The organism is Weizmannia agrestimuris (assembly GCF_943193165.1).
Taxonomy (GTDB): Bacteria; Bacillota; Bacilli; order Bacillales; family Bacillaceae_C; genus Weizmannia; species Weizmannia faecalis.
Genome location: NZ_CALPDC010000033.1, coordinates 19,690 through 33,803 on the forward strand (window position 1 = coordinate 19,690; position 14,114 = coordinate 33,803).

At 45.2% G+C, this 14,114-nt stretch carries 11 protein-coding genes; 2 read left to right on the forward strand and 9 right to left on the reverse strand.

Annotation, left to right across the window (positions count from 1 at the left end; translation table 11 throughout):
* Window positions 1-48: 48 nt before the first annotated feature.
* The 3 genes from NFR98_RS11875 to NFR98_RS11885 all read right to left on the reverse strand — a co-directional run bounded on the left by NFR98_RS11875 (window position 49) and on the right by NFR98_RS11885 (window position 4,298).
* Window positions 49-2,067 (reverse strand): ABC transporter ATP-binding protein, encoded by a 2,019-nt coding sequence (locus tag NFR98_RS11875; RefSeq protein ID WP_014098369.1) that lies wholly within the window; start codon window positions 2,065-2,067, stop codon window positions 49-51.
* Window positions 2,067-3,818, reverse strand: coding sequence for an ABC transporter ATP-binding protein (locus NFR98_RS11880; RefSeq protein WP_014098370.1), 1,752 nt, complete (start codon window positions 3,816-3,818; stop codon window positions 2,067-2,069). The genes NFR98_RS11875 and NFR98_RS11880 overlap by 1 nt, the downstream gene beginning before the upstream one ends.
* A gap of 165 nt (window positions 3,819-3,983) precedes the next feature.
* Window positions 3,984-4,298 (reverse strand): heme biosynthesis protein HemY, encoded by a 315-nt coding sequence (locus NFR98_RS11885; protein ID WP_013859293.1) that lies wholly within the window; start codon window positions 4,296-4,298, stop codon window positions 3,984-3,986.
* Between the two features lie 377 nt (window positions 4,299-4,675).
* Between NFR98_RS11885 and NFR98_RS11890 the strand changes: the two genes are divergently transcribed.
* Window positions 4,676-6,028 (forward strand): MFS transporter, encoded by a 1,353-nt coding sequence (locus NFR98_RS11890; RefSeq protein ID WP_014098371.1) that lies wholly within the window; start codon window positions 4,676-4,678, stop codon window positions 6,026-6,028.
* A gap of 840 nt (window positions 6,029-6,868) precedes the next feature.
* Here the strand turns inward: NFR98_RS11890 and NFR98_RS11895 are convergent.
* Window positions 6,869-7,687, reverse strand: coding sequence for a hypothetical protein (locus NFR98_RS11895; protein ID WP_014098373.1), 819 nt, complete (start codon window positions 7,685-7,687; stop codon window positions 6,869-6,871).
* A gap of 141 nt (window positions 7,688-7,828) precedes the next feature.
* Here NFR98_RS11895 and NFR98_RS11900 point away from each other — a divergent pair, with 141 nt between their 5' ends.
* Window positions 7,829-8,914: a DUF3900 domain-containing protein gene (locus NFR98_RS11900; RefSeq protein ID WP_026104549.1), complete on the forward strand. Its 1,086-nt coding sequence runs from the start codon at window positions 7,829-7,831 to the stop codon at window positions 8,912-8,914.
* Window positions 8,915-8,941: 27 nt separating this feature from the next.
* Here the strand turns inward: NFR98_RS11900 and NFR98_RS11905 are convergent, their stop codons facing one another.
* The 5 genes from NFR98_RS11905 to NFR98_RS11925 all read right to left on the reverse strand — a co-directional run bounded on the left by NFR98_RS11905 (window position 8,942) and on the right by NFR98_RS11925 (window position 13,878).
* On the reverse strand, window positions 8,942-10,306 hold the full coding sequence (locus NFR98_RS11905) for an amino acid permease (protein WP_199772173.1): 1,365 nt from the start codon (window positions 10,304-10,306) through the stop codon (window positions 8,942-8,944).
* 287 nt (window positions 10,307-10,593) lie between these two features.
* Complete coding sequence (locus tag NFR98_RS11910) at window positions 10,594-10,731, reverse strand: hypothetical protein (RefSeq protein ID WP_014098376.1); 138 nt, start codon at window positions 10,729-10,731, stop codon at window positions 10,594-10,596.
* Between the two features lie 194 nt (window positions 10,732-10,925).
* Window positions 10,926-11,957, reverse strand: coding sequence for a polysaccharide pyruvyl transferase family protein (locus tag NFR98_RS11915; RefSeq protein ID WP_014098377.1), 1,032 nt, complete (start codon window positions 11,955-11,957; stop codon window positions 10,926-10,928).
* Window positions 11,958-12,258: 301 nt separating this feature from the next.
* Window positions 12,259-13,443: an MFS transporter gene (locus NFR98_RS11920; RefSeq protein WP_251460180.1), complete on the reverse strand. Its 1,185-nt coding sequence runs from the start codon at window positions 13,441-13,443 to the stop codon at window positions 12,259-12,261.
* 132 nt (window positions 13,444-13,575) lie between these two features.
* A complete protein-coding gene (locus NFR98_RS11925) occupies window positions 13,576-13,878 on the reverse strand; it encodes an ArsR/SmtB family transcription factor (RefSeq protein WP_026104548.1) in 303 nt (100 codons plus the stop codon).
* Between the last annotated feature and the right edge of the window lie 236 nt (window positions 13,879-14,114).

Sequence of the window (14,114 nt, forward strand, 5' to 3'; positions counted from 1 at the left end):
AATTTCCCTGCCCGTTTGTTATAGTACAGATTCGCTTCGCATGCCGATTTACCCGGCTGCTTCCGTTCCGCCTGAATGTTGCATTTGGTACATTTGATAATACTTTCCTTTTCTTTCCATCAGCTCTTCATGGCTGCCGCGTTCCACAATCTGGCCACGGTCCAGCACCAAAATCTGGTCGGCATTTTTGATGGTGGAAAGCCGGTGGGCAATGATAAAAGTGGTCCTTCCTTTTTTCAGGACATCCATGGCATGCTGGATGGCCAATTCCGTTTCCGTATCAATATTGGATGTCGCTTCATCAAGAATTAAGATGGCCGGGTCAAAAGCAAGTGCACGGGCAAACGAAATGAGCTGGCGCTGCCCGCTCGATAAAGTGCTCCCCTTTTCAAAGACCGGTTCATCAAGCCCTTCTTCCAGATTTCCGAGCACTTGATCGGCGCCGACCGCTTTTAACACGGCAGCCGCTTTTTCTTTTGTAATGCGCGGGTCCCCGAGGCTGACATTTGAATAAATCGTGCCGGTAAACAAATACGGGTCCTGCAGCACGATCGCCATATGTTCACGGACGGACTGCCGCGGAAGCGACCGGATATCCGTCCCGTCAATCCGGATTTCTCCTTCATTGCAGTCGTAAAAACGGAACAGCACATTCATAATCGAACTTTTTCCGGATCCGGTATGGCCGACAAGCGCGACCGTTTCACCCGGCTTTGCCTCAAAGTCAATGTCTTTCAGCACATATTCGTTTTCTTTGTAGCCGAAATAGACGTGGCGAAACTCCACATGCCCTTTAAAGCGCGGTACGGATTTTGTCCCCACATCCTCGCCTTTTTCATCCAGCAGCCTGAAAACCCGTTCCCCGGCAACAAGCGCCTGCTCAAGATTGCTGAACTGGTTGACAATATTGCTGATCGGGTTAAACAGCCGGTTAATATAGTCCACATAGGCATACAAAAGGCCGACGGAGAGCCCGGCTGACAAACCGGAAAGGGCGCTGTGCCCGAAATACCAGAGAAACGCCACAAGCACGAGATTTTTTAAAATGCCGGTTAAATTATGGGCCGACAAGGCGTTTAACACCAGCATTTTGTTCTGGTATTTAAAATGCGTCCGATTCAGCTGTTCAAAGGTTTCCTTCGTTTGCTTTTCGCGCCGGAAAGCCTGGATGACCGGCATGCCCTGGATCGACTCATTGATCATGGCATTCATTTCGCTCACTTTCGAACGGATCATCCGGTTGTACTGCTGGGCAAACTTCCGGTATACCCGCATCCACAGCCATAAAATTGGCATTAACAACAGGCAGACAAGCGCAAGTTTCCAGTCGAGCAAAAACATTGCAATATAAATGCCGGCAATATAAACCAGGCCGCTGAAAAAGTTTGACAGCACAGCCACATACAATTCGTGGATGGCTTCCGTATCATTGGTGATGCGCGAGACAATCTTTCCGGCCGGCAGGTTGTCAAAAAATGGGATCGGCAATTTTTGCAAGTGGATAAAAAGGTCATTCCGCATTTTCTGGATAATCCGGTTTGCAGCTTTTTGCAAATAAAAATATTGCGTAAACTGGCCGAATCCCGACACAACATAAAGGCCGAAATACAAGATTAACAGTTTCAAAATATACGGGATTTCCGGGCTGTAAAAGCGGAGCACGCCCGCATAGGATATCTTTTCCGCCCGGTAAGAAGCCGTTTTGCCATTATAGGTCATATACAGTTTTCCGTCCCGGTACGTATTTTTCCCGCCGGTTTCAACACGGCCTTTTACGAAATAAAAGTTTCTTCCTGCCTGGACAATCGTCCGCTTCTTCCCTTTTTTCTCCTCAGCGGAAGCATAAACAAGCCGTTTGTAATGGCGGCCGTGATAAGAAACCGCCTGGCGGGCATCATGGGTCTCCACCCATACGCTTTCAATGCCGGTGATATGGCGGTCAATCATCGTTTTTGCCACGATCGGGCTGAACACATCCGCCCCAACGGCAACCATAAGGGCCGCGAGCGCAATCAAAATGGAACGTTTAAAGTTCATCGCATAGCGGAAAAGCCGTTTTGCAACCATTATGCTTCCACCTCCTCACGGGACATGAGCTGTTGGCGCATATACTGTTCGTAATACCAGCCCTTGTTTTTCAACAGCTGTTCGTGCGCCCCTTCCTCCGTGATCCGGCCGTTATCGAGGACGACAATCCACTGGGCGTGTTCAATCGCCGACAGCCGATGGGTCGCGATGATGGTCGTTTTGTTTTTCCGCTCTTTTCGGATGTTCGAAATAATGGCCGCCTCGGTTTTAGCATCCACAGCGGACAGCGCGTCATCCAGGATCAAAATTTCCGGATCTTTTATGACCGCCCGTGCAATCGAGATCCGCTGTTTCTGCCCGCCTGATAAAGCGACCCCTTTTTCACCGACAAGCGTTTCAAGTCCGTCCGGGAGCATCTCGATATCTTTTTCAAGTGATGCAGTCCGGATCGCTTTTTGCAGTTCCGCTTCCCCGGCCGAATCGGTACCGAACAGGATGTTTTCTTTCACCGTTCTGGAAAAAAGCACATGGTCCTGCGGCACATACCCGATCCAGCTTAATACTTCCTCTTTGGTCAATTGTTCAATTGGAACACCGGAGACAAGCAGCCGGCCGCTTCCAAGCGGATATTCGCGCAACAGTTGTTTGATCAGCGTTGTTTTCCCGCTGCCGGTTTTACCGGTGATCCCGATCGTCTCCCCTTTTTTGATCTTTAAATGAATATGCTTCAGGTTCTCTTCCCGCGATTTTGGATAGCGGAAAGTATAATCGGCAAATTCTATGATATCCGGCTGTTCAACCGTTTTCGGGGCTTCCGGGTCTTTTACATCTTCCACATGCCGCAACGTTTCATTTACACGGTCAAGTGAAGCATTGCCGCGCTGCATGACATTCATCAATTCCCCAATCGCAAACATCGGCCATGTCAGCATGCCCAAATAGACATTAAAGGAAACAAGATTTCCGAGTGTAATTTGCTGGTGAAAAACGAGATAAGTGCCGTAAGCAAGGCCGATCGTGTAACTCATCCCGGTAATGATTTTTGTCAGCGGATTAAAAAGCGCGTCAATTTTTTCGACCGCAATGTTTTTTTGATAAACGTCTTCCGTCATCGACTGGAATCTTGTTTCGTCCGCTATTTCCTGGTTATAGGCACGGATGACGCGGACACCGGCAACCGATTCCAGCACCCGGTTATTTAAATCCCCAAAGGCGTCCTGGGCAACAGTAAAACGTCTATGAATTTTCTCTCCCAGCACTTTAATGCCGGCTGCCAGAAACGGAAGCGGCAAGATCGAAACAAGCGTTAACTTCCAGGAGATCAGCACGGCCATGGTCAGAATAATGGTCAGCATATACATGGTTGAATCAACAAGCGTCAGAATCCCGAAACCCGCTGTCTGGGACACCGCCCGCAAGTCATTCGTCGCCCGCGCCATTAAGTCGCCCGTACGATTCCGCTCAAAAAAAGGAGGCGCCATTTTTAAAAAATGATTCATTAACCGGGACCGCAGCATTTTTTCCACGATAAACGCCCCGCCAAACAAGTTATACTGCCATATATAGGTCAGGCCGTAAAGGGCAGCTGCAATCGCCAGCATGACGCCGATGTAGAGGGAAAAAATGTGTGCTGTCATTTCCCCGGTGAATATTTTATCAATGGAATCGCCGAGAATCATCGGCGGGAGCACTTCCAACAAGTTAACAATTGAAAGCGCAAGCACTGCAATCGCATATCTTTTCCAATAGGCTTTAAAAAACCACCCTAATTTCCCCAATACACTAAACAAACCGTCGTCCTCCTCCCGTCATTTCTGTCTCTATCCGCCTTCTTTCTCTCCGTAAGACAACAGTAAAACCGGATGATGCTTCATCTTGTTCATCCCCTTTTTCAAAATGTGCATCGCCTGATGGCTGGCCAATTTAAAAAGCACTGCCTTTCAACATAAAAAAAATCAATGATGATGGTGATGACCGTGTTCGCGTTCAATCCTCGGGTTTGTAATGACGAATTCTTCCTGCGGCACGTAAAAATACTGGATCCAGATGCCGTCCAAATACGGCTCGCGTGAATCAAGTAAAATATCAATGCCCTTATCCGTTTTGACAATTTCATCATGTTCTCCCGGTGTATCCAGCGTGATGTCGTAATGGGCATGGTCGCCGTGCATCTCGGTCACAAAGACGCGGATCATTTTTCCTTCCGCATCTTCCTCCTCCAATATTTTTTTAAACATTTTTGCGGCATTCCGATTGATTTTAACGTTCATGTTCCTACCTCAATTCTTCTTGTTTTTGTTTCTTTATTATGACAGAAAAAACGGAAATCGCAAACTGGAATGCTTCACGTAAAGGGTTGAAGCATTCTTACAGGACAAACCGCTTTTGTTTCATTGCTGGGGTTCAAGTTTACTAAGCAGGTGCTTTCCGGCAGTTTTGGCTGGTTTTGCGGCTTGGGAGAGCACTCAGGATGGCTTGTTTCAGCTGCACGAAAAAGGCGGGCTTAGAAAAGCGGACCTTCACTGACATAATATTTGCACCCCCGAAATATTTGTTGTATGATACTTCTGTTTTGAATGGACGTGGAAGACAAGGTAAAAGATATGCTCTAGAAAGAAGGCTTTCATCTGAAGCGAGGAGGATTGTGATGCCTTTATCGAAAAGAACGGTTTTTTTAACAGCCATTGCATCTGGTACGATGCTGAACCCGCTGAATTCATCGATGATCTCGCTCGCCCTTCACAGCATTCAAAAAGATTTCCATTTGAGTTTTTCAACTGTGTCGTGGCTCATTTCATCCTTTTATTTGGCAAGCGCGGTCGCCCAGCCTGTGACCGGAAAAATCGGCGATATGATCGGGCGCAAAAAAATGTTTCTTGCAGGGCTTTTGCTTGTTGCCGTTTCGGCAATCGGTGCGCCGCTTGCCCCGGCCTTTTTCGTGCTGCTGCTCATGCGGCTTTTCCAATCGATCGGTTCCAGTGCTATTTATCCGTCCGGTGTCGCACTGATTCGTACCCATATTCATGAAAACCAAGCCTCTGCGCTTGCTGTTTTGTCCATTTTTGCGTCTGCCATGACGGCGCTCGGACCGACTGCCGGCGGAATTTTAATCGGGATTGGCGGCTGGCCGTCGATTTTTCTCGTGAACTTCCCTTTTATCGTGATTAGTTTTCTACTTGGCTGGTTTATCTTCCCGAAAGATCCGGAGAACAGACATGCTTCTTTCAAAGATGTTGTGCACGAGCTCGACTGGACCGGCATTTTCTTATTTGCGGCCGGGCTTGTACTGCTTCTGTATTTTCTGTTGGAACTGGAGTCGGCTGTCCATATTTGGACGGGTGTGGCAGGCATTGTGCTGCTTGTCCTATTTGTGATCTATGAAGCCAGAACAGGCCGCCCGTTTATTGATGTCCGCTTTTTATCCAAGCACCGTTCCCTTTCTGTTGTGTATTTGCAATTCATCGTGCTGAATTTATTTAATTACTGCTTATTCTTCGGACTGCCGAGCTTCTACCAGGACGGGCTTCATTTCAGCGTGCACACAAGCGGGTTCATGATGCTCTTTATGTCCGGCGCAAGCATCCTCATTTCCCTCGTTTCGGGTAAATGGATTGACCGTGCCGGAACCGCCGGACCGATCCGGATCAGTGCTTTGACTATGATTGCCGGCGCCGTTTTCATGGCCGTTTTCTTTATCCATGCCTCGGTCTGGCTGATGGGTGTGATCCTGTTTATCCTCGGTATCGGTTACGGGATCGGCAATGTTGCGCTGCAGGCGGCAATGCTGAACGAATCGCCTGAAGCCATGGTTGGCACAAGCTCCGGCCTTTTCCAAACATGCCGGTATTTAGGCTCGATCCTGTCATCGGTCGTGCTCGGCGTTGTGTTCGCAAGCGGCATGTCAACAGCCCGTTTTCTTATCCTGTCAGCTGTTTTAGTTGCAGTGAGCGCATTTTTCTTTCTCCTCAGCTTAAAAACTGCGCGTGCCCGGGCGGTATAAAATAGAGGAAGGTAACGGCTTTTGAGACCCCGTCATCAAAGCATACAACTTACTAATGTATTATGCATCCAAATGCTGCTTTTCTTTGTCAAATTTTATTTTACGGATGAGGTCAGGGGTGTCATACGCCTGGCCTTTTTCTCTAAGCATCTGATTCCGCCTTTCCAGCTTTTTCTTTCACCCACTGGATATCGTTTTCAATGGAATCCAGAAAAAGCTTGCACTCGAAAGCTGATTCAATGTATAGAGAAGGCAGCTTGACGCATTTTCACAGATACACCATTCTTCTATATATTGAGACAAAGTCAAAATTGGATTCGTTCAGCAAGCCCTTATTTATTGTAATGGTATATAATGGAGTATAACTGTAGAGTCGAATAGAGGTGATCATTTTGTCATCAAAAAAGACGAATTTCTTTGTGGTTTCATTGATTTTTTCCTTGTTTTCGTTTTTTTTATCAGCAGGTGTACAAGACCTACTTACGATCATACACAATCCGATTATTTCCTTTTCGATACCTTATATATTGGCAATCGTGAGTATTATCTATCTGTTCATTGGATATATAAAACTGGCTAAATCCAAATCATCGAAACACTTGAAATTTGTTCCGATTCTAACCATCATCCTCATTGTGTTGAGTATTTTGATTAACAGCTTTCTTTTGGTTGCAATTACTTCGGGCATTTAAGCGTCATTCAACTACGAAAATGAAGCCTATCAAAAAAGAGATGATTCGAGGCATCGATGTTCCTTTTACAACCTTCAAGAAGAAAACTGCGTGTGCACGAGGGGTAACGGAAAAAGCGCGGCAAAAGGAAGCATGCCACGCTTTTTCGTTATCGGATCTTTTTTGCCCATACAGAAAGCAACCCAATGCTCATCCAAACAAGAGAAAACAGGAACGCAATGCCCGAAAACGCTAAAATATATAAATTATAAGCCGAGATGCGCGCAATCAGGCCGTTTGTCCGGAATCCGAAGAGAAAACCGGCCACATTCAGGAAAACAAGAAAACCAAAAATTGACAGGCAGCCGTTCCATGCCCCTTTTAAATCCGCGGTGCTCAACGAAATATGCGCGGAAATGCAAATGCCGGCAATAGCAAAAATCCAAAAACGGGGGTTCATTAAGTTTTCGATTGAAAAAAGATGACTAGCGAGTGCGCCGATGGAATGGCCAAAAAATGCAAAGAAACTTTCGAGGCCGGAATACGGATGAAGACCTGCCCTGATTGCCTGCATGAACGGCCGGTATGTATCCGGCAATAGCACATACATGCCTAGCGACAAAATCAAAATGCCGATATACACCGGGGCAGTTCCAATGAAAAAATTTCCGATTTTTTGGTAAACGCTGTCCGGGTTGTATTGGTGGCTTACATACCCAAGCGTGCCATCCCCGCTTTTCAGCTGGAGCCATTTGATCTCGACAATTTCATGCCTAAAAATGCCGCACATCAAGGCATGGCTAAATTCATGGACCGGCGTACCGAGCCATGCCGTCACCGCAATCCCCTTCCACCCGAAAACGTGGTAAATGAAGGCCGTTGCCCGCTTTTCCAAAAAACCGAGCACAAACCCGACCACAATGATCGTTCCAAGCAGGTTGAAAAGTTCAACCGTACTTAAAAGCAGAATATGTAAAAAGGTTTGCAAATCTCCACCTCTTTTTTCAAAAATCCGTTTTCCTATCCATTTTAATCCCGCAAATCATCCGCGTCCAGCAAGCACATTGTGGAAACCCGTTTTTTCAAGTAAAATAGTGCTCAGTGAAAAAAGAGAAACCGGGTGAAACGATTGGATTTTAACATCAATTTCCTTTCCTTCTATGTCATCCAGACAGACGGGGAAGGCGAACAAACGAGAAAACAGTTCAGGCACTTTCAAACTTTAGATCGCGAAAATTATGAGATAAGTAACGTAAAAGACTTTCTCGATGGCGAACTTGAAAAAATCGTAAAAAGGAAAGTGGATAAGCATCCGAAGTCCGAACAAGTACCGACGAAAATCGGCCGCTTTATTGTGGAACCGGGCTACGGCCTTGACTCCAACCCGAACTTCAATTTGTTTAACCGTGCGCGTATGGCCGGCACGATTGGTGAGTTTCAAAAAGCAAGCGAAGCCTTTCTCGCCGCCTATCTGGACACCAATGCTGTCAGGGACGGCGCGTTTCTGATCGCAAATGCAACGATGCGGAAATACTTCGATGAACCGTTTGTTTTTTTGTTGAAATGCGATTTCGAACCGAAAGTCGCCACGATTGCCGATGAATCCACATTGTTGAAAAAAGTGGAAATGGCGATTACCACAAAAGGCATGAAATCCATCCAGTATCCGCATATGCCGGAAGAAGGCATGATTGAAGAATCAGAGCTGAAAATTCACCAGGCATCTCACGCCCGTTATTTCGAAGAATTTTTAAAGTATGTGGAATACGGCGAATCGATGCCGGAAATCATGAAAGCGCAAGTGAAGACGATGGTGGAAGAACATTTTCAGGAAGTGCTGCATGAAGACAGCATCGAATACGAGCAATTCGAAAAAGAACTTGAGATTTGGGAAGCAAGCCCCAAGCGGACGTTACAGGAACGATTGCCGGCGGAACAGGTTATCGAAGCCGCGGCCCAGATTGTCGAAACTGCCCCGGAGGCCGATTTGCGAATGAAACTGGACCATATTTCGGTGAATGCCCTCCTTTCCGATTTTGGCGAAACGGTCCATCTCGCCAAAATCGGAGACCGGTATGTCACGATCGTCGAGTCTGAATCCATCCTCTTTGAAAAAGGGTTTTCCCCCGTTGAATTTCTGCAGCCGGACGAACTGGATCATGTGCTTGAACGGTTGAAGAAGAAAGCCGGGGCCATCGTAAATGAACAAAAATAGCGTGCTCCATTCGCACGCTATTTTTGTTCATGATTGGGGGTGATCCAGTATCTTTTTCCCTTTGGATGCTTGCACTTTCGCATTTTTTGAACTTGCACGGCCAATGCCGAAAACAAAGTAACAGACCGTGACAAGGCCAAGAAAGACAATGCCCGCAACAAGTGACATCCTTGTTTCATCATTAAACCACATGCCGATCAGGACAGCGATTAAAAATGCAATGGTTACATAGTTGGAAACCGGTGCAAACGGCATTTTAAACGGATGGTTTTTCATTTCAGCCTTTTTCATCTTTCTAAACCGGATCTGACTGATTAAAATGACAAACCATGGCACCATCCCCGGCAGGACGCTTGCACTGTATACATATACGAACAGATTTTTCGGTGCGATATAGCTTAACACTACACCAATCACAAGGCCGACAAGAACACCGATTGTACCTAAAAGTGGAACGCCATTGCTTGATACTTTCGTGAAAATTTTCGGTGCCTGGCCGTTCACGCCGAGCGTATACAGCATCCGGCCGGCACTGTAGATACCGCTGTTGCAACCGGATAATGCGGCGGTAACGACAACAAAATTAATGATGCCGGCTGCGGCCGTAATGCCGATTTTTGCAAAAGTCGCCACAAACGGGCTGCCGATGGAATCAAGTTCATTCCACGGATAAAGCGTAACAATGACGAAAATGGCGCCAATATAGAAGATCAATATGCGCCAAATGATATTTTGGATCGCATTTTTCAATGTATGGCTGGGGTTTTTTGCTTCGCCTGCCGTAATGCCGATCAGTTCAACACCCTGGTAGGCTGCTACGACCAAAGATAAGGCAAAGAAGAAACCTTTCAGCCCGCCGGTAAAGAAACCGCCATGCTCCCACAGATTGGAAAACCCGACGGCATGCCCCCCGTTGCCGATCCCGAATAAAATGATGGCAAGCCCGGCTATAATCATAAAAATAATCGTTACCACTTTAATCATCGCAAACCAGAACTCAAACTCGCCAAACGATTTTACAGATACGAGGTTGGCCGTTCCGAGGATCACCATGGCTACAAGCCCCGGAATCCATGCCGGCAAGTGCGGAAACCAAAATTGCATGTAAGATCCAACGGCAATGATTTCCGACATACCGACAATCACCCACTGGAACCAGTTGCTCCAGGCTGTGAGAAAACCTGCGAGCGGATGAATGTACTGATGGCCGAATGTGGCAAAGGAGCCCGTGCTTGGCTCAACGTAGAGCATTTCTCCCATTGCACGCATAATAAAAAAGATAAAAATCCCGGCAATCGCATACGCCAGCAACACGGACGGCCCTGTCCACTTAATGGTGCTGGCAGACCCCATAAACAACCCGACACCGATTGTACCGCCAATCGCAATCATTTGAATATGCCGCGCATGCAAGCCTCTGTTTAACTCTCTTTCTTCCACGCCATTCACTCCCGCTGTTTTTTTCAAACATGCTTAAAAAATAGAAAAATAGCATTGTCAGTCTTTATAACAAATTACTTTTTCATTGTAATATGTTTTTACCCGAAATACAATTGTTTATATACAAGGAACAAGTATTTTATTATCATAGAATAATTTAAACATTCCTTTTTTTATTTGTTTTTAAAAAAGACTGTCCCCAAAGAGGAGCAGTCTTTTTAAACAGTGCATCGGGCCCGCTACCGGTTGTTTCTTTCTCTTACATCATCGTTCGGTGAGTTTCCAGTTCCATCTTTTGCTTTGCTGTTCGGTGTCCCGAATATTTGATTGTCTTTCGTGACTTTCGCGCCTTCCAAAAATCGATCTTTTTTCTTCATGTGCATTCTCCTTTGTTGTTGATTCACGTTCAGCCGGGACCGCGCGTCAGGCTGCCCCGCCTAATTTTGCGCCCTTGTTTTACTATTTGCAGGCAAGTGGTAAACATGCACGCCTTGTTAAAAAAGCCCGGCGGATACAAGCTGAACATAAAAGTGGGTTTAATACGGCCGACATCGGATAGACGTGCACCATTTTAAGATTTAAAATAATCCCGCAGTACCTGGAAATCTTCCGACAAATCTATTTCATTCGGTTCCGTCTGGAGCAAGCGGGCAATCAACGGTTCCAGTTCATCCGGATCCTGCTTGTCCGTATACTGGATAAAATTCAATCCGGAAAGCCAGTCGGTATAGGAATGTTTAGCTTTCCCGTAGCTATTGCCGAATACGAGGCACGGCGTTCTGGTGATAATTGAAAAAATCATCGCGTGCAACCGGTCGGTAATGACAAGTTTGCGCGAGCCGATCCGGTGCAGCATTTTCATAAAATAGGTTTCCCTGTCCGCATAATCGATCGTGTCCACTTCCGATAAAACGGTATCCGTGCGGTCAACAGGCCCGATGTTCGCAGCTCTTTCCATGAGTTCGGAGACAAAATTTTCATCTGTCACTTTTTCTTTATCCGCCCTTAATACAAAAAGCACGCCATCCCTTTTTAGATCCTGCGGTTCAATTTTTAACGACAGAACCATATCCGGGGTGTACAATACATTTGCGTTGAAGGTCTCCTTGACGAATTCCAGGCTTTGTGATTCGCGGACACATATGGTGAGATTTGGATTACTGCCATAGGCTTCCTGCGATTTCCTTTTCTCCCGCTGTCCTTTTTCGGTAGGTTCAAAATAAACGGATTGCGGCATAGAGATGGTTTTATAATCTTTAAAAGCCGAGATTACTTTTCGACGGTCTTCTTCAATGTCCAGGTAGAGACTGCCGAGATTACCGCCGCCCGTAAAGCAGACGATGTCCTCTTTCCCAATGATCTTTTTCACAAAATCAATTCCCTCATCCGTCGCATAATCCATTATTTCGATGTATTCGTAATAAGGAAAATGGTTACGGATAAATTTTTCCTCTGCATAGGCAATGGCCTGGTCCCCGATATTTGTGTAGCTTGGGGAACCAAAGAGGAAAACTTTTCTTTTATCATTGTATAAGGCATCGGGTTCCACATTTGGGGCAATCCCCTTTGCCGGTTTTTGACCATTTCGGATTTGTTCACTCATACATTATCCCTCCGTCATCGTTACGTGATTATGCTTGCCGGATAATTTCTTGTACCCATTTATAAGGGGCAATACACTTGGATGAGCGAACAAAACCTAAAATTTGTTATTTTAGTATATTTTTTATATTCTATTTACGAGTTTGAAGATGAGCATCATAATGGGGTTCAGAACTTAGGGACAAGTTCTGAACCCCTATTTGTCTACAATCTGAGCATGTGCAGGAATTCTTACTTGGTATTCGTTCCTTGCTTTGAACTTTCAATTCACTAATTTGACAACAAGGTACGATTCTAACAATTTATTGCGACTTCACGACGTTGCAGTCGACTGAGGTCTTTTTAGAAGGAGAACGTGAAGTCAATATTGTTAATCCAATTGCAATTGTAACGCCTAAAGCGGCTAACCAGGTAATGGAAGTGAGGGAAATTCTCTCTACAAAGATACCCCCAATGCCTGCCCCTGCCGCCATGGCCAACTGCATCATTGATTGATTGAGACCGAGCAATACACTAGATGATTCCGGCTCTATTGTAGCTAGGTGATATTGTTGAGTCGGGCCAGTAGACCATGCTGCAAAGGACCATAATATTAATATGACCAACACGCCCACGTAAGAGTGGGTAACGATTGATAACAGAACGAGCATGGTGATATGTAAGATCATGCCACCAATGAGTGTGAACCGCACACCCCACCGATCGGTACTAAATCCGCCAAACTTTGATCCAACTAGACTGGCAATACCAAATATAAGGAGAACGCCGCTAAGCAATTTGTCACTTACACCTGAAATATTTAGCAGGTAAGGGGATAAGTAGGTATAAACAATGGAATATCCGCCAAGCCAGAAAAAAGTGATGGCTAATCCGAGTACCACTTTTGGTTTTTTTAATAAAGCGAGTTGCTGATTTAAAGGTGTCAATTTTTCCGCCTGAATTTTGGGAATGGTAAGCGAAATAATAACCATTGCAACTAATCCAAGTAAGGCAATCCCTCCAAAAACAGCCTTCCAACCCAGTATCTCACTCGTCATTCTTCCAAGTGGAACGCCAATGATTAATGATGCTGTCAATCCCATAATGACAGTGGCAATGGCGCTAGCTTTCTTACCTTTTGGAGCAATTTTCTCCGCAATCGTTAAGGCTGTCACTACAACCATCCCTGCACCGAGGGCCATAATAATCCTTGAGACAATAAAGAATCCATAACCAGGAAGGACGAATGCAAGAATATTTCCAATAACAAATAGACCAAGTGAATATATCATTAACTTACGTTTATCCATTCTGGAGGTGATAGCCATTAATACGGGTGTGAAAATAGCATATACGAGCGAAAAAATGGTTATTAACTGACCAGCTGCTGCAAGAGTAATGCCTAATGATTCTGAAATATTATCCAAAATTCCGGAAATGATATACTGTGAAGTTCCAACTAAAAAACTTACGATCGCTAAGATGTAGACCTTACCAGTGTTTGACAAAATAAATCACTCCTTCATCATCAAAATATATCAGGGTTGAACGTTTTGTATCGACAAAAACACATATCGTGATATGTCGATTTGTTTAGTGAAATGAAACTGAATTCATAATTAGGATTCAGTTTCATTTCCTTAAATATTCTTTTCAAAGAGAGTGGCAATTTTTTTTATGGCTTCTTCATCTCTTTTGTAGTAAGTATATTTACCAATACGTTCTGCCGTAATTAACCCAGCTCGTTGCAGTATGGAAAGGTATTGAGATGCTGTGGATTGCGTCATTTTCAATTTATCTGTTATTTGACTAACACATACCCCTGTAGTATTCATATCAATCCCTTCGTGGGGCGTAAAATGACGATCCGGTTCTTTCAGCCATTGTAAAATTTGCAATCTTGATTCATTGGATAAGGCTTTAAAGACTTCAATGAGTTCCATACAAATCATTATATCGAAAAATAACGATATGTCAACATATGATTCTGAAACAAAATCCAAAAAGGGTTCCATCAGATCCATCGTGCGTGTTTTGAATTCAAGATCGGCACCCTCCATCTTTTTCAGCTATAACAGGTCCTTATTCCTAGATTTGGCAAAGATGCTGACAGCTTTGGCAACCATTTAAATGCAAAGGTTTTACAACAAATCCAGGGAAATGCCTGCACGCGAAAGCC